Source organism: Paraburkholderia sp. GAS32 (assembly GCF_050434225.1).
GTDB classification, from domain to species: Bacteria; Pseudomonadota; Gammaproteobacteria; order Burkholderiales; family Burkholderiaceae; genus Paraburkholderia; species Paraburkholderia madseniana.
The window spans coordinates 14,540-34,546 of record NZ_JBNPVS010000012.1 but is presented as its reverse complement, the minus strand read 5'-3'; the positions used below and the strand labels follow the sequence as shown (position 1 = coordinate 34,546).

18 protein-coding genes and 3 pseudogenes are annotated in these 20,007 nt (G+C 62.0%); 4 read left to right on the top strand and 17 right to left on the bottom strand.

The window, feature by feature from the left end:
* Nucleotides 1–33: 33 nt before the first annotated feature.
* The 13 genes from ureG to urtA form a co-directional block, all read right to left on the bottom strand.
* Complete coding sequence (ureG, locus tag P3T25_RS16640; protein WP_429358403.1) at nucleotides 34–687, bottom strand: urease accessory protein UreG; 654 nt, start codon at nucleotides 685–687, stop codon at nucleotides 34–36.
* 11 nt (nucleotides 688–698) lie between these two features.
* Nucleotides 699–1,379, bottom strand: a complete 681-nt coding sequence (locus P3T25_RS16635; protein WP_429358498.1) for an urease accessory protein UreF — start codon at nucleotides 1,377–1,379, stop codon at nucleotides 699–701.
* Complete coding sequence (ureE, locus tag P3T25_RS16630) at nucleotides 1,366–2,088, bottom strand: urease accessory protein UreE (protein ID WP_429358402.1); 723 nt, start codon at nucleotides 2,086–2,088, stop codon at nucleotides 1,366–1,368. The genes P3T25_RS16635 and ureE overlap by 14 nt, the downstream gene beginning before the upstream one ends.
* A gap of 3 nt (nucleotides 2,089–2,091) precedes the next feature.
* A complete protein-coding gene (gene ureC, locus P3T25_RS16625) occupies nucleotides 2,092–3,798 on the bottom strand; it encodes an urease subunit alpha (RefSeq protein ID WP_429358401.1) in 1,707 nt (568 codons plus the stop codon).
* A 55-nt stretch (nucleotides 3,799–3,853) separates the two neighbouring features.
* Nucleotides 3,854–4,159, bottom strand: a complete 306-nt coding sequence (locus P3T25_RS16620) for an urease subunit beta (RefSeq protein WP_429358400.1) — start codon at nucleotides 4,157–4,159, stop codon at nucleotides 3,854–3,856.
* 17 nt (nucleotides 4,160–4,176) lie between these two features.
* Nucleotides 4,177–4,479, bottom strand: a complete 303-nt coding sequence (gene ureA, locus P3T25_RS16615) for an urease subunit gamma (protein ID WP_054041799.1) — start codon at nucleotides 4,477–4,479, stop codon at nucleotides 4,177–4,179.
* A 171-nt stretch (nucleotides 4,480–4,650) separates the two neighbouring features.
* The gene (locus P3T25_RS16610; RefSeq protein ID WP_154565939.1) at nucleotides 4,651–5,454 is read right to left on the bottom strand and encodes a transporter substrate-binding domain-containing protein; all 804 of its coding nucleotides are present in this window, start codon (nucleotides 5,452–5,454) and stop codon (nucleotides 4,651–4,653) included.
* Between the two features lie 223 nt (nucleotides 5,455–5,677).
* On the bottom strand, nucleotides 5,678–6,559 hold the full coding sequence (locus tag P3T25_RS16605) for an urease accessory protein UreD (protein WP_429358399.1): 882 nt from the start codon (nucleotides 6,557–6,559) through the stop codon (nucleotides 5,678–5,680).
* 194 nt (nucleotides 6,560–6,753) lie between these two features.
* Nucleotides 6,754–7,446 carry an urea ABC transporter ATP-binding subunit UrtE gene (gene urtE / locus P3T25_RS16600; RefSeq protein ID WP_074286084.1) on the bottom strand — a complete coding sequence of 231 codons (693 nt, stop codon included), beginning with the start codon at nucleotides 7,444–7,446 and terminating at the stop codon, nucleotides 6,754–6,756.
* Nucleotides 7,447–7,502: 56 nt separating this feature from the next.
* Nucleotides 7,503–8,366 (bottom strand): urea ABC transporter ATP-binding protein UrtD, encoded by an 864-nt coding sequence (gene urtD / locus P3T25_RS16595; RefSeq protein ID WP_266260018.1) that lies wholly within the window; start codon nucleotides 8,364–8,366, stop codon nucleotides 7,503–7,505.
* Nucleotides 8,363–9,547, bottom strand: a complete 1,185-nt coding sequence (gene urtC / locus P3T25_RS16590; protein WP_429358398.1) for an urea ABC transporter permease subunit UrtC — start codon at nucleotides 9,545–9,547, stop codon at nucleotides 8,363–8,365. The genes urtD and urtC overlap by 4 nt, the downstream gene beginning before the upstream one ends.
* 1 nt (nucleotide 9,548) lies before the next feature.
* Complete coding sequence (gene urtB / locus P3T25_RS16585; protein WP_429358497.1) at nucleotides 9,549–11,174, bottom strand: urea ABC transporter permease subunit UrtB; 1,626 nt, start codon at nucleotides 11,172–11,174, stop codon at nucleotides 9,549–9,551.
* Between the two features lie 129 nt (nucleotides 11,175–11,303).
* Nucleotides 11,304–12,602: an urea ABC transporter substrate-binding protein gene (urtA, locus tag P3T25_RS16580; protein WP_408517632.1), complete on the bottom strand. Its 1,299-nt coding sequence runs from the start codon at nucleotides 12,600–12,602 to the stop codon at nucleotides 11,304–11,306.
* Between the two features lie 350 nt (nucleotides 12,603–12,952).
* Between urtA and P3T25_RS16575 the strand changes: the two are divergent.
* A pseudogene (locus P3T25_RS16575) lies at nucleotides 12,953–13,848 on the top strand (aminotransferase class III-fold pyridoxal phosphate-dependent enzyme); the annotation flags it as partial.
* Nucleotides 13,849–13,888: 40 nt separating this feature from the next.
* On the opposite strand, the pseudogene P3T25_RS16570 reads toward P3T25_RS16575, so the two are convergent.
* The 4 genes and pseudogenes from P3T25_RS16570 to P3T25_RS16555 form a co-directional block, all read right to left on the bottom strand.
* Nucleotides 13,889–14,176: pseudogene (locus P3T25_RS16570) on the bottom strand (TolC family protein); the annotation flags it as partial.
* Nucleotides 14,177–14,209: 33 nt separating this feature from the next.
* Nucleotides 14,210–15,022, bottom strand: a pseudogene (locus tag P3T25_RS16565) (TolC family protein).
* A gap of 13 nt (nucleotides 15,023–15,035) precedes the next feature.
* Entirely contained in the window at nucleotides 15,036–15,359 is a 324-nt protein-coding gene (locus tag P3T25_RS16560; RefSeq protein WP_429358397.1) for a rhodanese-like domain-containing protein, read from the bottom strand.
* A 59-nt stretch (nucleotides 15,360–15,418) separates the two neighbouring features.
* Nucleotides 15,419–16,072, bottom strand: coding sequence for a protein-L-isoaspartate O-methyltransferase family protein (locus P3T25_RS16555; RefSeq protein WP_408517634.1), 654 nt, complete (start codon nucleotides 16,070–16,072; stop codon nucleotides 15,419–15,421).
* A gap of 294 nt (nucleotides 16,073–16,366) precedes the next feature.
* On the opposite strand from P3T25_RS16555, the gene P3T25_RS16550 reads away from it, so the two are divergent.
* The 3 genes from P3T25_RS16550 to P3T25_RS16540 are packed head-to-tail and all read left to right on the top strand — an operon-like array spanning nucleotide 16,367 to nucleotide 19,934.
* Nucleotides 16,367–17,449: a LacI family DNA-binding transcriptional regulator gene (locus P3T25_RS16550; RefSeq protein ID WP_429358396.1), complete on the top strand. Its 1,083-nt coding sequence runs from the start codon at nucleotides 16,367–16,369 to the stop codon at nucleotides 17,447–17,449.
* A 3-nt stretch (nucleotides 17,450–17,452) separates the two neighbouring features.
* Nucleotides 17,453–18,940: a sugar ABC transporter ATP-binding protein gene (locus P3T25_RS16545; protein ID WP_408517636.1), complete on the top strand. Its 1,488-nt coding sequence runs from the start codon at nucleotides 17,453–17,455 to the stop codon at nucleotides 18,938–18,940.
* Entirely contained in the window at nucleotides 18,921–19,934 is a 1,014-nt protein-coding gene (locus tag P3T25_RS16540; RefSeq protein ID WP_171926770.1) for an ABC transporter permease, read from the top strand. The genes P3T25_RS16545 and P3T25_RS16540 overlap by 20 nt, the downstream gene beginning before the upstream one ends.
* Nucleotides 19,935–20,007: the final 73 nt, after the last annotated feature.

Genomic DNA, 20,007 nt, shown 5'->3' with positions numbered 1-20,007 from the left:
TGCTTCGAAGCGTTGAAGCGCGCCTCTCTGGCTTTAAGCCTTCAACAACCCCTTCTTCTCGATAAACTTCACCACCACATCCAGTCCGTCGAGCGCCTTCAGATTGCACATCACGAAGGGACGCTCGCCGCGCATCTTCTTCGCGTCTGAAGCCATCACCTCGAGATTCGCGCCGACCATCGGTGCGAGATCGATCTTGTTGATCACCAGCAGATCCGACTTCGTAATGCCTGGGCCGCCTTTGCGCGGAATCTTTTCGCCGCCAGCTACGTCGATCACGTAGATCGTAAGGTCCGACAGTTCAGGGCTGAAGGTTGCCGCAAGGTTGTCGCCACCCGATTCAATGAACACGATGTCCGCATCAGGGAAGCGCGTCAGCATACGGTCGACGGCTTCGAGATTGATCGACGCGTCTTCGCGAATCGCCGTGTGCGGGCAGCCGCCCGTTTCCACGCCCATGATCCGCTCGGCCGGCAACGCGCCTGCTACGGTCAACAGACGCTGATCTTCCTTCGTATAGATGTCGTTGGTAATGGCGACGAGGTCGTACTGGTCGCGCATTGCCTTGCAGAGCATTTCGAGCAACGTGGTCTTGCCCGAGCCGACCGGGCCGCCGACGCCCACGCGCAGCGGCGGCAGTTTCTTCGTGCGGACAGGCGAGTGAGCGGGGTGATGAGGTGCGTTCATGATGGATTTGTTTAAGAGCGAAAGAGCCGCGAATACTGCGACTCGTGACGCGCCGACAGAATGCCCAATTGCGGCGCGAAGGTGTTGATGTTGTCGGGTGGCGTGGCCAAGGCTCGCGTGACGGCGGCATCGATCGGCTTGCGTAACGCGACGATGATGCGTTGACCCGCGAGTTGGCCAAGTGGCACGGCCTTCAATGCGGCGGCGGCCTGGTTTTCTACCCAGCTAAATGCGTAGGCGGCGAGCGCGGCGTCAGGCGCTGCGTCGTGGGCGAAAGCGGCGAATGCGAAAGCCGTGGGTTGGGCCAAGGGCTTTAGCGATGCCAAAGTCATGCGCCGTTCTGCGTCGCCCCATTCGAGGGATACGCACAACTGACGCAGCGACCAGCCCATTTGTTCCGTTTCGCGTCTGAGTTCCGCGGACTCACGGCTTGCCAGGAATTCGCTGTTTGCTTCCTTTAAGCCGGCTGCGTCGTGCGCGCGCCAGCGTTCCATCTGATGCGCAAGAAACGGCAACTCGCCTCGCGCAAGCACATCGGTTAAACCGCTCGCGATCCAATCGCGTGCGGAATCGGCGTCGGTGATGAGTTGCGCTTCGATCGCGGCTTCGAGACCCTGCGAGTAGCTGAACGCGCCGATCGGCAATGCCGGCGACGCGAGATGCAGTAGCGCTGTGAGTTCAGCGATGCGCATGGTGATGACGGTGCCCGTGGCCGCACGATTCGTCGTGGACGTGATCGTCGTCTTTGGAATCGTGCGAATGGTCGTTGCCGTGGTTATGGTCATGCGAGTGACCATGCGCGTGGCTGTGACCGTGTTCATGATCGTGTGGGTGGTCATGGCCATGCGAATGCCCATGCTCATGATCGTCCGAATGCTCATGCCCATGATGTTCGCCGAACACCTGCTGAGCTAACGCATAGTCTTCAGCAAAGGTCTCATCGTGACCATGCTTGTGACCGCCGCCATACGCGCCGGATTCCGGCTGAAATGGCATCGACACCTGATCAACGCTTGCGCCGATGCGCTTGAGCATATCGGCCAGCACCGGATCGTATTCAAGCTTCAGATAATCCGCGCCGACCTCGACCGGCGTGTGACGATTGCCGAGATGATAAGCGGCGCGCGTCAGCGTCAACGCATCTCTAGCGCGGACAACCAGCACGGCTTCAGGCGCGGCGACCACGCGCACCAAACCACCATCATCAGCGACTAGAACATCGCCGTCGCGCAGCACGGTACCGCGCGGTAATAACAGCGCGACTTCCTCACCGTTATCGAGCGTTGCCGCGAGACGACTCTTACGGCGGTCATCAAAAGCAAGCGTCAAAGTCGGCGCGCGCTTCACCAGCACAGGCGCGAGCTTCAGATGCGGCGCAATCAGTTTGTCGATAGTGCGCATGGCTTAGAACAAAAAGTAACGCTGCGCCATCGGCAGCACGGTGGCCGGCTCGCAAGTCAGCAACTGCCCATCAGCGATAACCTGATACGTCTCAGGATCGACGCTAATCGCCGGACGCCACGCGTTGTGAATCATGTCGGCCTTCGTGATCTTGCGGCAGTTCTTCACAGCAACAATACGCTTGTTCAGGCCATAACGTTCACCGACGCCAGCATCGGCAGCCAACTGCGAAACGAAGGTCAGGGAGGTACGTCCCAACGCACCGCCACGCGTCGCGAACATCTCGCGATAGTGGACCGGCTGCGGCGTTGGGATCGACGCGTTCGGGTCGCCCATCTGCGCCATCGCGATCATGCCGCCCTTCAGAATCAGCGACGGCTTGATGCCGAAAAACGCCGGCTCCCAGAACACCAGATCGGCCCACTTGCCCGGTTCGATCGAACCGACTTCATGCGAGATGCCATGCGTGATGGCCGGGTTGATCGTGTACTTTGCAATGTAACGCTTCGCGCGGAAATTATCGTGCCGCGCGTTGTCTTCAGGCAGCGCGCCGCGTTGCACCTTCATCTTGTGCGCGGTCTGCCACGTGCGGATGATCACTTCGCCAACTCGTCCCATCGCCTGCGAATCCGACGACAGCATCGACAACGCACCGAGGTCGTGCAGGATGTCTTCGGCAGCAATGGTCTCGCGACGAATGCGCGACTCGGCAAAGGCGATATCTTCCGCAATCGACGGGTCCAGGTGGTGGCACACCATCAGCATGTCGAGATGCTCTTCGAGCGTGTTGACGGTGTACGGGCGTGTCGGATTGGTCGACGAGGGCAGCACGTTCGCTTCGCCGCACACCTTGATGATGTCAGGTGCGTGGCCGCCGCCTGCGCCTTCCGTGTGATACGTGTGGATCGTGCGGCCCTTGAAAGCGGCCACGGTCGCTTCCACAAAACCGGCTTCGTTCAGCGTATCCGTGTGGATCGCGACCTGCGTGTCGGTGTCGTCGGCGACGGAAAGACAGTTGTCGATCGCAGCAGGCGTCGTGCCCCAGTCTTCGTGCAGCTTCAAACCGATCGCACCCGCGGCGATCTGTTCAAGCGCAGGTTGTGGCTGACTTACATTGCCCTTGCCGAGAAAGCCGAGATTCATCGGATAACCATCGGCCGCTTGCAGCATGCGCTCGAGATGCCACGGACCCGGCGTGCAAGTCGTCGCGTTCGTACCCGTTGCCGGACCCGTGCCGCCGCCGAGCATCGTCGTCACGCCGCTCGCAAGTGCTTCTTCAATCTGCTGCGGGCTGATGAAGTGAATGTGCGTATCGATGCCGCCCGCCGTCACGATCAGGCCTTCGCCCGCGATCACTTCGGTGGACGCGCCGATCGCGATCGTCACGTTCGGCTGGATGTCGGGATTGCCCGCTTTGCCGATCGCGGCAATACGGCCGTTCTTGATACCGATGTCGGCCTTGACGATGCCCCAGTGATCGAGAATCACCGCGTTCGTCACGACGGTGTCGACCACGTCGGCATGCACGCGTTGCGACTGGCCCATGCCGTCGCGAATCACTTTGCCGCCGCCGAATTTCACTTCTTCGCCGTAAGTCGTGAAGTCGCGCTCGACTTCGATCAGCAACTCGGTATCGGCGAGGCGCACGCGGTCGCCAGTGGTGGGGCCGAACATTTCCGCGTATGCGCGGCGGCCGATGCGTAATGTCATAGTGAGGGTCCGGAAATGAGCAGGGTGGTCAGAGCAAGCGTGCGCGGGTCGCGCATCAGAGCTTGCCCATCACCTTGCCGTTGAAGCCGTAGACGACGCGGTCGCCCGCCAGTTCGACCAGTTCGACGGTGCGTTCCTGCCCGGGCTCGAAGCGTACGGCGGTGCCTGCCGCGATGTTGAGCCGGAAGCCGCGCGCCGCTTCACGATCGAAGGAGAGAGAATCGTTCACTTCATAGAAGTGATAGTGCGAGCCGATTTGCACCGGACGATCGCCGGTATTCGACACGACCACCGTGACGGTGGCGCGGCCCGCGTTGAGTTCGTGTTCGCCGTCGTCGATGAGGAGTTCGCCGGGAATCATGGGGCTGCCTTGCGTGATTAGGGGATCGGGTGATGAACGGTGACGAGCTTGGTGCCGTCGGGGAACGTGGCTTCGACCTGGATGTCGGGGATCATTTCCGGCACGCCTTCCATCACATCGGCGCGCGTCAGCAGCGTGGTGCCGTAGTGCATGACCTCGGCGACGGTCTTGCCGTCACGGGCCGCTTCCATCAGCGCAGCGGTGATGAAAGCGATGGCTTCCGGGTAATTCAGTTTGAGGCCGCGAGCGCGGCGCCGTTCGGCGAGCAGCGCGGCGGTGAAGATCAGCAGCTTGTCCTTCTCGCGAGGTGTCAGCTTCATCGGATGTCAGGTTGGGTTACGCCTGTCCCAGCCAGGACAGGCGTTGGATGCGTTCGGGGTCGCGCTTCGTTGTGCGCCATCGCGGTCGCTCGAAATGCGACGCGAAACAAACCGCGACAAGCTTACTGCCAGATCAGCTTACAAAGATATCAAGCTGAATTAACGACCCGCTTACAGGTTGGTCGGCAAGGGCGCGCCGAACCACTTCTTCGACATCGTGTTGAGCGTGCCGTCCGCCTTCGCTTGGGCGATAGCGGCGTTGACCTTCGCCTGGAGCCGGCTTTCATTCTTGTTCATGCCGACGAAACATGGTGAATCCTTTATAACGAACTTAGGTTCCGGACGGCGCGGCGGATTCTTCGCATTAATCGCGGCGGCGACGATATTGCCGGCAGCGATCAACTGCACCTGACCTGAGAGAAACGCAGCGATGGTCGCGTTGTTATCTTCGAAGCGCTTGATGGTGGCGTTCGGCGCCATTTGCGTGAGGCCGATTTCTTCGAGCGCGCCGCGCGTGGCGCCGACCGTCTTGCCGGTGAGATCGGCGGGACCGGTGACCTTGATGTCGGCGGGACCGAACACGCCCTGGTAATACGGCGCGTAGGCCGCCGAGAAATCGATGACCTTGTCGCGCTCAGGCGTTTTGCCGAGCGACGAAATCACCAGATCGACCTTACCCGTTTGCAGATACGGAATGCGGTTCGCGCTATTGACCGGGACGAGTTCGAGCTTCACGTTCATCGACTTAGCGAGCATCGCGGCGGTATCGATGTCATAGCCTTGCGGCTTCATATCCGCGCCGACCGAGCCAAAGGGCGGATAGTCTTCGGGAACTGCGACCTTCAGCACGCCGGCTTTGGCGATGTTGTCGAGCGTATCCGCGTGGGCGGCGGGTGCATTGATGGCGAGAACGGGCGAGAGCAGCAGTGCGGCGAGCCAGGCGCGGCGCGCAGGGCGAAGGGTCGATCGGGTCATGTTAGGCGAACGGTGGTAGCGGGTGGTCGGCTGCCGTCAGGACGCGGCAGCATCGTGGGGGATTTCGACGCAAGGTATGTGCCATGGCGGTGCAGCATGGCTTGGCGGGACGAAAGGCGTCGAGAGCACCGATTTGGAGCAGGCGGGCGCGCCAGATTGGTGCTCTCGACGTCTTACGAAGGTGAAAGGCGCGCTGCGCTGCTAGGCGCCAATGCTCAGCGAATCAGGTCGACCAGATTCGAAGTGGCACAGCGTCGACACCATGCACGACCGGGCGCAACTGAAGCCAGCATTGAGTCAAAGCACGCTGCAGCGTCTCCATTGACCGCGACACCGCCCGCACGAGTAAAACCCCTTCAGTGACACAGGAAGCCGCTGCCCGCAACGAGTCATCAAATGGCAACTGGGCAGTGAGCGCTTCAGCGAGTGCATCATCGCAGGCCGCCCCGACAGCCCATAGCGTTCCATACGAAGGAAACCCCGCCAGGCCTTGCGCGGCATCCCGCAATGAATCTTCCGCGCTGAGGCTCGCACGCTCGAGCCAAAGCGCCTCACCGTTCGCGCCAGCGATCCGCGATACGGCTCGCAACTGCCCGTTTGACCACCGCTCACCAGCCGCTTGCCGGCCAAGCTGAGTCGCATCCCACCCAATTGCGGTAGCGCCTTCGCCAAGCGTCAGCGAAAAATCCAGCATTGCGTTGGCGTGATCGAAAACGATATTGTTCTGCGGCAGCCAGTCGAGCTTCGCCTGCGGGCCGACGCGCACCGCAATATTCTGCCGTGCCGCACGGCCGTTGGACTTGTACCACTTGGTTGCGCCGGGCGTGGTGATGACGGCATGGGCGCTGTCGCCGACATCCACGTCGATATCGAGTTGATCGCCGCCCGCGATCCCGCCCGGCGGATGCACGATTACTGCGTGGCAGATCGCATGGCCTTCCGGATAGAGCGGCCGTTGCACGCGTAACGGCCCATCATGCAGCCGATGCTTGAGGGTGGTCCGTTCGCCGTCTTTGACGAAGCCGAGTTCGAGGCGCGCGCGCCATTGTGAGTGCGCACTGGGTTGCGCGGTGGCGAGTGCAGCGTGGTTTTCGTGAAGCGACATGCGAGCGGACTTGCGAATGAATGAGCGGCTGGGCGCGTATTGGGCACAGTAACGGACGCGGCAACAGACGCGGCAACAGACGCGTCAATGCGCAGCGTGCCCGCACGCGTTAGGCAACGACGAGCCGCGTTGCCACAGGATGCGGCGAGAATAGCACGCCGTGCTGATTGTGCGGTTTGCGCTGCTTGTTCCGCTCAGACGGCGATCAGTGCACGTACGCCATCGGTATCCATGTTCGCGCCTTCACCGCCCGCGACGATTTCCCCGCGGCTCATCACCCAATACCGATCAGCGATTTCCTTGGCGAAGTCGTAATACTGTTCGACGAGCAGCACGGTCATGCCCATTTCTTCGACCAGCTGACGCAGCGTGCGGCCAATGTCCTGAATGATCGAGGGCTGGATACCTTCGGTGGGTTCATCGAGGATCAGCAATTGCGGATCGCTCATCAACGCTCGGCCGATCGCGAGCTGTTGCTGTTGACCGCCGGAGAGGTCGCCACCGCGGCGGCTGCGCATGTCCTTCAGGACGGGGAAGAGTTCGTAGATACGGTCCGGGATTTTCTTCGGGGCTTTTTTGCTGGCAGCGCCGACCAGCAGATTTTCTTCGACGGTCAGCCTCGGGAAGATGTCGCGGCCTTGCGGGACGTAGGCGAGGCCTTTTTCTACACGCGAGTAAGTCGGCAGCTTGGTGATCGGTGCGCCGCGCCAGGCGATCGAGCCGCTCTTGGTCTGGACGACACCCATCAGGCATCGAAGCAAGGTTGTCTTGCCCACGCCGTTGCGACCCAGTAGGACAGTGAGCTTGCCGTCGGGCACGGTGAGTTTCACATCACGAAGAATGTGGCTGCCGCCGTAGTACTGGTTGAGGTTTTCCACTTCTAGCATGTCGGTCGATCCTTGAATTCTGGTGGCTTGTTGCGGCCGTGGTTTGATTGCGGCCATTACCGCCCGAGATAAGACTCGATCACCGTCTCATCTCTCTTCACCTCATCAAGCGTGCCGTGGGCGAGCACTCGCCCTTCGGCCATCACCGTGACCTTCCCCTTCTCACCCGATAGCGCCGCGACAAACTCCATGTCGTGTTCGACAACCATCATCGAGCAACTCCCACGCAAGTGATTGAGCAGCTCGGCCAATTGCATGGTCTCGTCGTCGGTCATGCCCGCGGCAGGCTCGTCGAGCAACAGAAGCGCCGGTTGCTGCATCAGCAACATCCCGATCTCGAGCCGCTGTTTCTGTCCATGCGACAACTCACCGGCAAGCCGCCGCGCTTCGCTCTCCAAGCCAATCAAAGACAACGTCTCTTCAATCCGCGCTTGCGCCTCACGATCCAGTCGCGCACGCAACGAAGCCCACCATCCCTTGTCAGCCTTCATAGCCAACTCAAGGTTTTCCCACACAGGATGCTGTTCAAAAACAGTAGGTTTCTGAAACTTGCGCCCAATCCCGGCGCGCGCAATAGAAGGCTCATTCATCCGCGTCAGATCAATCGACTGCCCCAGAAAAACCTTGCCAGAATCCGGTTCGGTCTTCCCGGTGATGACATCCATCATCGTCGTCTTGCCGGCGCCATTCGGTCCGATGATGCAACGCAACTCTCCCGCGTTGATCGATAAAGTCAGCGCATTCAATGCGCGAAACCCATCGAAACTCACGGTCACGTCTTCAAGGTAAAGAATCGTTCCGTGTGAAATATCGATCTCGCCCGGCACCACCGCGTGCCCCATGCTCGCGACACCGCTTAACGACCGTTCAGCAGGCTCTTCAGGTAATGCAAGATCAGGGACCATCGGGTTTTCGTTCATACGCGATCCCTCTTGCGCGTCACCATTTCGATCAACCCCATGATGCCGCTGGGCAACAGCAGCGGGACCAGCACGAAAATCAGCCCAAGAAAGAACAGCCAGTATTCAGGGAAGTTCGCCGTAAAAAAGCTCTTCGCGCCGTTCACCGCGAACGCGCCGATGATCGGTCCGATCAACGTGCCGCGTCCACCCACCGCAACCCAGATCGCCATCTCGATCGAGTTGCCCGGCGACATCTCGCCCGGGTTGATGATGCCGACCTGCGGCACATACAATGCGCCAGCAACCCCGCACAAAATGGCGGAGACGGTCCACACGAACAGCTTGTACGCGAGTGGGCTGTAGCCGAGGAACATCAAACGCGTTTCGCCGTCACGTACCGCGGTGACCACGCGGCCGAGCTTCGAGGTGACGATTGCCCGCGCGCCGATGAAGGCCAGGATTAACACCGCAAACGTGATCAGCAGGAGGGCAGTGCGCGTGCCCGGATGCGTAATCGGAAAACCACCGATACGCTTGAAGTCGGTAAAGCCGTTGTTGCCGCCGAATCCCGTTTCGTTGCGGTAGAACAGCAGCATGGCGGCAAACGTCATCGCCTGCGTGATGATCGACAGGTACACGCCTTTCACCCGCGAACGGAACGTGAAGAAGCCGAACACCCACGCGACCACCGCCGGCACCAGCACCACCAGCAGCAGCGCGTAGCCGAGATGCTGCGTGCCTTGCCAGTACCACGGCAGTTGGTGCCAGTCGAGAAACACCATGAAGTCGGGCAGGTCGCTGCCGTATTTGCCTTCGTGGCCGATCGAACGCATCAGGTACATGCCAATCGCGTAACCGCCCAACGCAAAGAACAGCGCGTGTCCGAGACTCAGGATGCCGCAGTAGCCCCACACGAGATCGAGTGCCAGCGCGGCGATCGCGTAGCACATGAACTTGCCGGTGATCGTCATCGCGTACGCGGACAGATGGAACGCGCTCGTTTCCGGGACCACCAGCGTCGCGAACGGCACGCCGAGACCGAACACGATGATCAGTGCGATCAGCGCGAGCCACGCGCGGCGTGACAGCAATGCAGGACGCGGCGGCAAGCCGAGCGCGAAGCCGGACTGCGCCTCGCGTCCGGCAGAAGCGCCACTGCTCGCTGAACCGACGTGAGCCGAAGAGGTAGCCGATGTCATCTCATGCCTCCGCGCTACGGCCCTTGAGGGCGAACATACCCTGCGGACGCTTCTGGATGAACAGCACGATCAGCACGAGCACCGCGATCTTGGCGAGAACCGCGCCCCAGAACGGCTCGATCGCCTTGCTGATCAACCCGAGACCGAAGCCGCCGATCACCGTGCCGGCGAGTTGGCCGACACCGCCAAGCACCACGGCCATGAACGAATCGATGATGTAGCTCTGGCCGAGATCCGGGCCCACATTGCCGATCTGCGACAGCGCACAGCCACCCAAGCCGGCAATGCCTGCGCCAAACGCGAACGCATACGAATCGACACGCGCGGTTTTTACGCCGACGCATGCTGCCATTCGCCGGTTTTGTGTGACGGCTCGCACGAACAGACCCAGCCGGGTTTTAGTCAGGACAGCCCATGCAATCCCGACGACGATCAGCGAAAACGCCAGAATCGCCAGCCGGTTGTACGGCAGAATCAGATTGGGCAGCACGGTTACGCCGCCGCTCATCCATGCGGGGTTGATCACCTGGACGTTCTGCGCGCCGAACACCATACGTGTCGCCTGAATCAGAATCAGGCTGACGCCAAAGGTGGTCAGCAGGGTCTCGAGCGGACGGCCGTACAGATGCTTCAACACCAGCCGTTCGAGCACGATGCCGACCAGTCCGGCTGCGGCGAATGACGCCGGCACGGCCAGCAGCGGATACCAGTCGAACGCACCGGGCGCAAAGCGCTGGAACAGGTTCTGCACGACGTAGGTCGCGTACGCGCCGATCATCAGGAATTCGCCGTGCGCCATGTTGATGACGCCAATCAAGCCATACGTGATCGCGAGGCCCAATGCAGCGAGCAGCAGCACGCTGCCAAGCGACAAGCCCGCGAACAGTGTGCCGGCGATCTGGCTGCGGCGCTGGATCGAATCGAGTTCATCGATGCCGCTTTGCGCGGCGGAGCGCACGCGATCGTCCGCTTCGTTGAAGGTGCCGTCCGGTTTCTTCGCGACGAGCGGGCGCAGCAGTTCGTTCATGTCGAGATCGTGCCGCGCGGCGACCAGTTGCACGGCTTCGAGCCGCTTGGCCGGGTCGGCGTCGTGCAACGCGGTCATCGCCCACAACGTGTCGAGACGCTTCTTCAGTGCCGGGTCGGTTTCTTTTGCACGCGCCGCATCAACCAGCGGTTTGATCGACGGGTCTGGGTTTTGCAGCAATGCGGTGATGGCGGCGTCGCGCGTGGCGGCATCGGGTGAATCGAGTTGCAGACCCGAGAGTGCGCCCGCCACTTTCGAGCGCAGTAAGTTGTTCAGGGTGACCGGTTGCGCGTCGCCCGCGGCGACCGTTTTACCGGTGATAACATCGCGTGCCGTGTCGCCGTCTTGCAGCAGCACCGCGCCGGAATCGGTGGCGAGTGCGCTGTCCTCGGAGAGGGCTTTAAGCACCGCGAGTGATTCTTTGTCGTGGTTGGCAATCAGTTTGTCGATTGCCGCGGATTTTGCATCGAAGTCGTCACCGGCGAGCGGCGCGACATCGGCCGGAGTGAGCGCGAAGGCGGCAAGCGGCGCGCTAACGATAAGCGCGAGCGCGAGGCCGCCGATGCTGCGTCGTGCGAATTTCGGAAATGAAAACGCCATGATGGCCTTTGAAGAAAAACCGGCGAGGCGGCGCGGCATCGAGGTGATGCACCGGTGCCACGCCGTTGTCATGCGTCTTGCAGCGTCCTGTCGGGCAGAGCAGCAATTCAGCCCCGGCTCTGCCCAGGTTCAGGCGACCCGCGAGCGCTTCAGGAATGCGGGAATCGAACTGACCACATCCGGCTTGCTCGAATTGCCGGCGATGAACGGGCTCCACGGCTGCGCGCGAACCGCGGTCTTGGTACGCCACACCACGTTGAACTGGCCGTCGGCACGCACTTCGCCGATCATCACCGGCTTGTGCAGATGGTGATTGCCGTCCATTTCGAGCGTGAAGCCCGACGGCGCCGCAAACGTCTGGCCGACCATCGCCACACGCACCTTGTCCACGTCCGTGCTCTTCGCTTTTTCGACGGCCTGCTTCCACATATGGATGCCGACGAAAGTCGCTTCCATCGGGTCATTGGTCACGCGCTTGGTGCCGCCCGGCAGGTTGTTGTCCTTGACCCAGGCAGCCCATTGCTTCTTGAACTTCTCGTTGGCCGGATTGCGCAGCGACATGAAGTAGTTCCATGCCGCGAGATTGCCGACCAGCGGCTTCGTATCGATGCCGCGCAGTTCTTCTTCGCCGACCGAGAATGCGACCACCGGCACGTCAGACGCCTTTAGCCCCTGGTTGCCGAGTTCCTTGTAGAACGGCACGTTCGAGTCGCCGTTGACGGTCGAGATCACCGCGGTCTTGCCGCCCTGCGAGAACGTCTTGATGTTCGCGACGATGGTCTGATAGTCGCTGTGGCCGAACGGCGTGTAGACCTCCTGGATATCGGCTTCCTGCACGCCTTTCGACTTGAGGAACGCGCGCAGGATCTTGTTGGTCGTGCGGGGGTACACATAGTCGGTGCCCAGCAGGAAGAAGCGCTTGGCGCCGCCGCCTTCCGTGCTCATCAGGTATTCGGTTGCCGGAATTGCTTGCTGATTCGGCGCGGCGCCCGTGTAGAACACGTTGCGCGACATCTCTTCGCCTTCGTACTGCACCGGGTAGAACAGCAGCCCGTTCAGTTCTTCGAACACCGGCAGCACCGACTTGCGCGACACCGACGTCCAGCAACCGAACACGACGGCGCACTTTTCCTGGGTGATCAGCTGACGCGCTTTTTCGGCAAACAGCGGCCAGTTCGATGCCGGGTCCACAACCACTGGTTGCAGTTGGCGGCCCATGACGCCGCCATTCCTGTTGATGTCCGCGATGGTCATCAGCGCGGTGTCTTTGAGCGATGTTTCCGAGATCGCCATCGTGCCGGAGAGGGAATGTAGAACGCCTACTTTAATCGGACCGCTGCCCGATTGCGCCTGAGCAAACGGAACCTGACCTGCAAGCGCCAATGCGCCCGACATGGAGCCGAACTTCAACAGACTACGACGTTTCATGTATTTCCCCTTGCCATTGATGGTGAATGTTTATGGGCGTCGATTTCAGCCAGCAGGGCTTATCCTGCATGACTTGCCGCTTGTGTACTGCAAGGCACATGCCATGCAGTAATTTCGACTTGAAGTCCACAGATCGCGTGCTGCGACTCGGTGGTGCGCCGCCTAAGTTATGCGCAACGCGGCGCAAAATTGGTGCAGGAGCAGGGCGTGCGCCTCGTTCAGGTGCGTGCCGCGCCGCAACGAAGCGTATCCGTCGGCCAGCGGGCGTCGGCGGTGCACGGTCGCTGCCCCTTTGTGCAAGCGCCGCGCTCTGCCTGGACTGAAAGACCAGCCACGCGAGGAGACACGACATGAATGAGCGCGCCAGCGTCAATACGCCCGATATGTCTGCGTTCTGGATGCCCTTTACGGCGAACCGGCAGTTCAAAAGCGCGCCGCGTCTGCTGGAGAGCGCGAAGGGGATGTACTACACGTCAATCGATGGCCGGCGCATTCTCGACGGCACCGCCGGGCTGTGGCGCGTCAATGCGGGGCACTGCCGGGACGAGATCGTGGCGGCAGTGCAGGCGCAGGCGGCGGAGATGGATTTCGCTCCGACGTTTCAGATGAGGCATCCGAAGGCTTTTGAAGCCGCGACAAAAATCGCGCGGCATACGCCTGGGGATCTGAAGCACATCTTCTTTGTGAACTCGGGTTCGGAGGCGCTGGATACTGCGCTGAAGAATGCGTTGGCTTATCACCGGTCGCGTGGAGAAGGGTAGCGCACCCGGTCTAGTGGGTATCACGGCGTGGGATTCGGCGGGATTTCGGTGGGGGGATTGCGCCGAACTGCAAGGCGTTTTCGGGCGGCCTGTTGCCTGCTGTCGATCATTTGCCGCATACGCTGAATATCAAGGAGGCGGCGTTTTCGAAAGGACAACCGGTGTGGCGTGCGCATCTTGCCGATGAACTGGAGCGGCTCGTTACGTTGCACGATGCGTCGACGATTGCTGCGGTGATTGTTGAGCCAGTGGCTGGGTCGACCGGGGTACTGATTCCGCCGCAAGGGTATTTGCAACGGTTGCGTGAGATTTGCGACAAGCACGGGATCCTGCTGATCTTCGATGAAGTGATTACCGGCTGGGGGCGTTTGGGTACGCCGTTCGCTGCGCAGTATTTCGGTGTGACGCCGGATCTGCTGACGATGGCCAAGGGCACCAGCAATGCGGCCGCTCCGATGGGAGCGGTTGCAGCGCGCGCACTTGTGCGAGCCCGCTCACCACACCGAGAAACGCTTGCCGCGCCGATAGCGCCGCATTGCGCCGAGTCGTATCGAGATCGGCAGCAGCCTGGTCTTCGAGCGCGCGCGTCTGACGCACACGGCTTTGCGTCGCGCCCCCCGCAAAGATCGGAATCGTGAGCTGCACGCTGATCGTGCTGTTCGTGTAAGTGGACCCCGGGTTGCCCAGTTCCGCGGCGAGCGCCGGCGTACCGGGCGAGGGCGTATTCGCACCGCTTCCAAAGCCACCACCGAAATTGCCGCCAGAGTTACCCGCACCAGCCGCACCGAGACTGCTGCGCGAGCGGCTCGCCACCAGGTCTACGGTCGGCAGATGGCCGGCCTTGGCCTACGACGTTTCGCGCTGTGCGCTATCCAGCGCGATCTGCTTCAGTACGACCTGGTAATTCGCGTCGGTGGCCGCGTCGACCCACAGATTGATATCGGCGGGCACCGGCGGCGGCAGCGGCGCGCCGACGGCGAGACCATCCACGCGCTCGACCGGATGCCCGACAATCTGCTGCAACGTGGCGAGCTTCACCGCGAGATCGTTCTGCGCGGCAATTTCCTGCGAAATCGCCTGATCGTATTTAGCCTGGGCTTCGTTGGTATCGGTGATCGTCGTGTTACCGACTTCGAATGAATGCTTGGCCGATTCGAGCTGCTGGGCGATCGACGCCTTCTGCGAACGCACAATGGCGAGGCTGTCCTGTGAGGCGAGCGAGTCGAAATAAGCCTGACCAAGCCGCACGATCAGATCCTGCCGCGCCTGTGCAAACGAGGCCTGCGCCGAATCCACCGCGAGCTTGCCCTGCGCTTAGCCGTACCAGCTATCGACGTGAATCAGCGGCTGCGTGAGCGAAATCGTGTAGCCGTTGCTATTGCCGTACGAGGCAGGAAAGCCGCCGCCGAAATCGGTGTTCTGGCGATTCGCGGTGAGCGACGCGGAGACTTGCGGCAGCAGTTTGGCGCGAGCCAGTGGCAATTCTTCGCTATTGGCGGCAAGCGCCGCACGCGCGCTTTGCAACTGCGCGTCGCTCGAGAGTGCTTCGTCGTAAAGCTGGGAGAAACCGACGGCGTGTGAGGAAACCGGGAGAAACGCGAGAGCCGCGCAATGAAGCGCCAGAGCGGCCGCGTGGACCGGCACCCGCCGACGGATCATCGCGACCGTGCGATCAATAGGTGGGAACGGTCGGATCGACCTGACGCGACCACGCGTCGATCCCGCCTTGCAGATTGAAGACGTTGGTGTGGCCGCGCGATTCGAGGAACATCGCGACCTGGGCGCTGCGCGCGCCGTGATGGCATACGCAGACGATTTGCACGTCGTCGTCGAGCTCTTCGCTGCGCGCGGGAATCTCACGCATCGGGATCGACACGGCGCCGGCGATCGACGCCGTCTGGATTTCCCACGGTTCGCGCACGTCGAGCAGCAGGGGTGCGGGGCGCGATTGATCGGCGAGCCATTCGGCGAGCGCGGGAGCGGTCAGATTTTGCATCAGCAGGACATCCAGTTCTGAGGACGGCGGCGTGCCGGCCGTCCGGAAAAACGTGCGAATTAAAACTTGAAGCGCGGCGGCTGCACGGCATTGATCAACGGCTCGACATAGGTTTCGAACACGTCGGCAATGCGGTACTGCTTCTCGTCGATACGCGTGATGACTTGCGCCTTCATGACCGGCGCGGTGCCAACGAACGCCGCCAGGCGGCCACCGACCTTCAGATGTTCGAGGATTTCCTGCGGCAACACCGGCAGGCCGCCCGATACGCAGATCACGTCGTATGGTGCGGCGTTGGCCCAGCCGCGCGAGGCGTCGCCCGTGACGACTTCGGCGTTCAGCACGCCGTTGGCGATGAGGTTGTTCTTCGCCAACTCAGCCAGTTCCGGTTCGATGTCGACCGTCAGCACGTGCTGCGCGCGATGCGCGAGCAGGGCGGCCATGTAACCCGAGCCCGCGCCGATTTCGAGCACGCTTTCGTGTTTCTTCACCGCCAGTTCCTGCAGCACGCGCGCTTCGACGCGCGGCGCCAGCATGTGCTGGCCGGCCGGCAGCGGCACTTCGAAGTCGACGAAGGCCAGATCGCGGTAGACGGTTGGGACGAAGTTTTCACGCTTGACGATCGAGAGCAGATTCAGCACGTCCTGGTCGAGCACTTCCCAGGGGCGGATCTGCTGTTCGATCATGTTGAAACGCGCTTGCTCGATGTTCATGGTGGATTCGGCAGTGTGGTTTGGCGAGTTTGCGATTCTTTGCCCTGACCGGCGGCCTCGGGGTGCGACTCCGGGGTACGGCCTGGTACGCAGGCCACGGCAGGGTAACTGCGGGATTGTACCAAATGGCGGCGCGAATCCACGCCGTCGCGGGCAGTGCGCCGCCGGGCCGAACCCTGGGCGGGCTCTCGCCATGTCTGCCCGACCCCGTGTTAATCCCTAGCGTTCCGTCCTTGCGATTCCGTCGTCCATCGCTCAAAAATGTAATCGATTACATTTTCGAGGCGAATCCACTTGCCCAAGCCGGTGTCCAAGGTGGTCCCCGCGACGTCGTCGTCGGCGAAAGCGCGCCCGCAGCCTGAGACTCAGCGGCCGCGTCCGGCCGAGGGCCTTTCGATTGCTCAGGTGGCGGAGCAGGCGGGGGTCTCGGTAGCGACGGTGTCGCGCGTGCTGAACGGCCACGAGAACGTGCGGCCCGCCACGCGCGACAAGGTATTGGCGGCGGTCGACGCCAGCGGCTATCGCGTCAACGAACTCGCGCGCAACCTGCGCACCGCCGAAAGCCGCCTGCTGCTGACGATGGTGCCCGACGTCGGCAACCCCTTCTACGCGGAGATCGTGCGCGGCATCGACAGCGTCGCGCGTCAGCACGGCTATTTCATGCTGCTCTGCGACACGGGCGCCGATCCGGGACGCGAGCGCAGCTACTTCGATCTGCTGCGCCGCCGCCGCGCGGACGGCGCGATCTGCCTCGATCCCGCCACCATCCAGCAGGCGCTCGGCGAGGCATCCAGTGCGCTGCCGTGGGTCGCATGCTGCGAGTTCGATCCGGCGATGGGCGTGCCGTACGTCGGCATCGACAACTACCGGGCGGCGGGCGACGCAGTGCGGCATCTGCTCGCGCGTGGCCACCGGCGCATCGGCCTCATCAATTCGGATGTCGACTATCTGTACGCGCGGCAGCGTCAGCAAGGCTATCTGGACGCGTTGACCGAAGCGGGCATCACGCCGGACGAGCGTTGGCGCATGAACCTGAACAGTCTTGACTACGAGGCGGGCGCATCGGCCGCGGCCTTGCTGATGCAGCAGCCTCACGCGCCGAGCGCGATCTTCGCCGTCTCCGACACGCTGGCGATCGGCGTGATCCACGGCTTGCGCAGCGTCGGCAAGCGTGTGCCGGACGATGTCGCGGTGGTCGGCTTCGACGATATCTCGCTCGCCGCGCAAGTCGATCCGCCGCTGACCACCATCGCCCAGCCGATGCGCGAACTCGGCGAAACCGCCGCGCGCCTCCTGCTGCAACGGCTCGCGAATCCGTTAGCGAACGTGCCGGGCGTGCTGCTGCCGCATCGGCTCGTGATCCGCAGGAGCGCATAAGCCATGAGCCTCGCCATTCGTTTCGACGATATCCGCAAAGACTTCGGGCCAGTGCGTGTGCTGCACGGGGTGAGCTTTGACCTGGCGCCGGGCCGTATCTACGGTTTGCTCGGCGAGAACGGCGCGGGCAAGTCGACGCTGATGAAAATCCTCGCCGGCTACGAAACGGCGACCTCGGGCACCTTGCTGGTCGACGGCCACGCGCAGCAGTTCGTCGGTTCGCGCGATGCGGAAGCGGCCGGCATCGTGCTGATTCACCAGGAGTTCAATCTCGCCGAGCATCTGACGATCGCGCAAAACATGTATCTCGGCCATGAAAAAAAGCGCGGCTGGTTCGTCGACGACGCTGCAATGCGTGCTGAGGCCGCGCGTTTTCTGGCGCAGGTCGGCCTCGAGAAAGCACCGGATACGAAAGTGCGCGAGTTGATCGTCGCGGAAAAGCAGATGGTGGAGATCGCAAAAGCGCTGTCGCGGCGCGCGCGTTTGCTCATCATGGACGAACCGACTGCCACGCTCACGCCGGCTGAAACCGAACGCCTCTTCACACTGATGGCGAAGCTGAAAGCCGACGGCGTGACTATTGTCTACATCTCGCACAAGCTCGACGAAGTCGAACGCATCACGGACGAAGTGATCGTGATGCGCGACGGCCGCTTCGTCGCGCGCAGCGAAACGGCGGCACTCGCGCGGCAGCAGATGGCGAATCTGATGGTCGGGCGCGACGTGTCCGATATGTTCCCAGACAAGATCACCGTGCCTGCCGACGCGCCGATCGCGTTAAAGGTAGAGGGCCTTGCTGTACCGGACTGGGTCGAAGACCTGAGCTTCGACGTGCGCGCCGGCGAAGTGCTGGGCTTTGCCGGCCTGGTCGGAGCAGGCCGTACCGAAGCATTCGAAGCGCTCATCGGCCTGCGCAAACGCACGGCGGGTCGCATCGAGATCGCCGGCCGCCGCGCCGATCTGAAGAGCCCGCGCGACGCCATGCACCACGGTATTACGTATCTGAGCGAAGACCGCAAAGGCAAAGGCCTGCATGTGAATCTAAGCCTGCAGGACAACGTCACGCTGATGACGCTCGAACGCTACGCACATCCCTTGCTCGATATGAAAGCGGGGCGCGCGGCCTTGACCCAGGCCGTGCACGACTTCGGCATTCGCACCGGTGATCTGTCGAGCCGCGCGCGCATGCTCTCCGGCGGCAATCAGCAGAAGCTCGCGCTCGCCAAGTTCCTGCAACCCGATCCGAACGTAATCGTGCTCGACGAACCGACTCGCGGCGTCGATGTCGGCGCGAAACGCGACATCTATTTCCTGATCCATCGTCTCGCCGCGCAGGGCCGCGCGGTGATCGTCATTTCATCCGAACTGATCGAGCTGATTGGTTTGTGCCATCGCGTAGCCGTGATGCGTGCGGGACGCCTGCAAACCACGCTTACGCTCGAACATCTGACCGAAGAGGAGTTGATCGCCCATGCGACCGGCACCCACTGAAGCCGTCCAATCCGGCCGCGCGTTGCGCTTCGCGCATCGTCTGTATGCGCTCGGGCCGCTCGTTGGGCTGATCCTGCTGTGCATCGTCGGCACGCTGCTCAATCGCGATTTCGCGACGCTCGACAACATGATGAACGTGCTCACACGCACGTCGTTCATCGGCATCATCGCGGTCGGCATGACCTTCGTGATCATTTCGGGCGGTATCGATCTGTCGGTCGGGTCGATGGCGGCGCTGATCGCGGGCAGCATGATCTGGCTGATGAACGGACTCGCTGCGGGTGTCGGCGGCCATACGTTCGCGCCTTTGCTGATTGTGACGCTTGGCATTGTGCTCGCGCTGGTGCTCGGTGGTTTGTTCGGCTGCGCGCACGGCCTGCTGATTACCAAAGGACGCATCGAGCCGTTCATCGTTACGTTGGGTACGTTAGGCATTTTTCGCGCGGTGTTGACGTGGCTCGCGGATGGCGGCGCGCTGACGTTGGATAACTCGTTGTCCGATCTATACGGACCCGTTTACTACGCGAGTCTGTTTGGCGTGCCGGTACCGATCTGGGTGTTCCTGGTCGTTGCGGCGGGTGGCGCGTTGATCCTAAATCGCACGGCGTTCGGCCGCCACGTGCAGGCGATCGGCTCGAACGAACAGGTTGCGCGCTACGCGGCGATTCGCGTCGATACCGTGAAGATCGTGACGTACGTGCTGCTCGGTATCTGCGTTGGCGTCGCGACGGTGCTGTATGTACCGCGGCTCGGTTCGGCTACGCCGACCACGGGTTTGCTGTGGGAGCTCGAAGCGATTGCGTCGGTGGTGGTGGGCGGCACTGCGCTGAAGGGTGGCGAAGGGCGCGTGGTCGGCACCGTGATCGGCGCGATCCTGCTTTCGGTGATCGCCAATATTCTGAATCTGACCAGCATCATTAGCGTGTATCTGAACGCGGCGGTGCAGGGCGTCGTGATTATCTTCGTCGCGTTTGTGCAGCGCGGACGGCGGTAGGTGGTGGGCGTTGAGCTTCAAGGGATACAGCGGCAAGTTTGAGAATCGGGGCGCATGAACGCCTCATAACGCA

Excerpts from the sequence above, each read along its gene's own strand:
- P3T25_RS16635 (WP_429358498.1), bottom strand. The coding sequence starts at position 1,379 with ATGCGCATCGCTGAACTCACAGCGCTACTGCATCTCGCGTCGCCGGCA.
- P3T25_RS16620 (WP_429358400.1), bottom strand. The coding sequence starts at position 4,159 with ATGATTCCCGGCGAACTCCTCATCGACGACGGCGAACACGAACTCAAC.
- urtE (WP_074286084.1), bottom strand. The coding sequence starts at position 7,446 with ATGCTAGAAGTGGAAAACCTCAACCAGTACTACGGCGGCAGCCACATT.
- P3T25_RS16610 (WP_154565939.1), bottom strand. The coding sequence starts at position 5,454 with ATGACCCGATCGACCCTTCGCCCTGCGCGCCGCGCCTGGCTCGCCGCA.
- ureE (WP_429358402.1), bottom strand. The coding sequence starts at position 2,088 with ATGCGCACTATCGACAAACTGATTGCGCCGCATCTGAAGCTCGCGCCT.
- urtD (WP_266260018.1), bottom strand. The coding sequence starts at position 8,366 with ATGAACGAAAACCCGATGGTCCCTGATCTTGCATTACCTGAAGAGCCT.
- urtA (WP_408517632.1), bottom strand. The coding sequence starts at position 12,602 with ATGAAACGTCGTAGTCTGTTGAAGTTCGGCTCCATGTCGGGCGCATTG.
- urtC (WP_429358398.1), bottom strand. The coding sequence starts at position 9,547 with ATGACATCGGCTACCTCTTCGGCTCACGTCGGTTCAGCGAGCAGTGGC.
- P3T25_RS16540 (WP_171926770.1), top strand. The coding sequence starts at position 18,921 with ATGCGACCGGCACCCACTGAAGCCGTCCAATCCGGCCGCGCGTTGCGC.
- P3T25_RS16545 (WP_408517636.1), top strand. The coding sequence starts at position 17,453 with ATGAGCCTCGCCATTCGTTTCGACGATATCCGCAAAGACTTCGGGCCA.
- ureA (WP_054041799.1), bottom strand. The coding sequence starts at position 4,479 with ATGAAGCTGACACCTCGCGAGAAGGACAAGCTGCTGATCTTCACCGCC.
- P3T25_RS16555 (WP_408517634.1), bottom strand. The coding sequence starts at position 16,072 with ATGAACATCGAGCAAGCGCGTTTCAACATGATCGAACAGCAGATCCGC.
- P3T25_RS16560 (WP_429358397.1), bottom strand. The coding sequence starts at position 15,359 with ATGCAAAATCTGACCGCTCCCGCGCTCGCCGAATGGCTCGCCGATCAA.
- ureC (WP_429358401.1), bottom strand. The coding sequence starts at position 3,798 with ATGACATTACGCATCGGCCGCCGCGCATACGCGGAAATGTTCGGCCCC.
- urtB (WP_429358497.1), bottom strand. The coding sequence starts at position 11,174 with ATGGCGTTTTCATTTCCGAAATTCGCACGACGCAGCATCGGCGGCCTC.
- ureG (WP_429358403.1), bottom strand. The coding sequence starts at position 687 with ATGAACGCACCTCATCACCCCGCTCACTCGCCTGTCCGCACGAAGAAA.
- P3T25_RS16605 (WP_429358399.1), bottom strand. The coding sequence starts at position 6,559 with ATGTCGCTTCACGAAAACCACGCTGCACTCGCCACCGCGCAACCCAGT.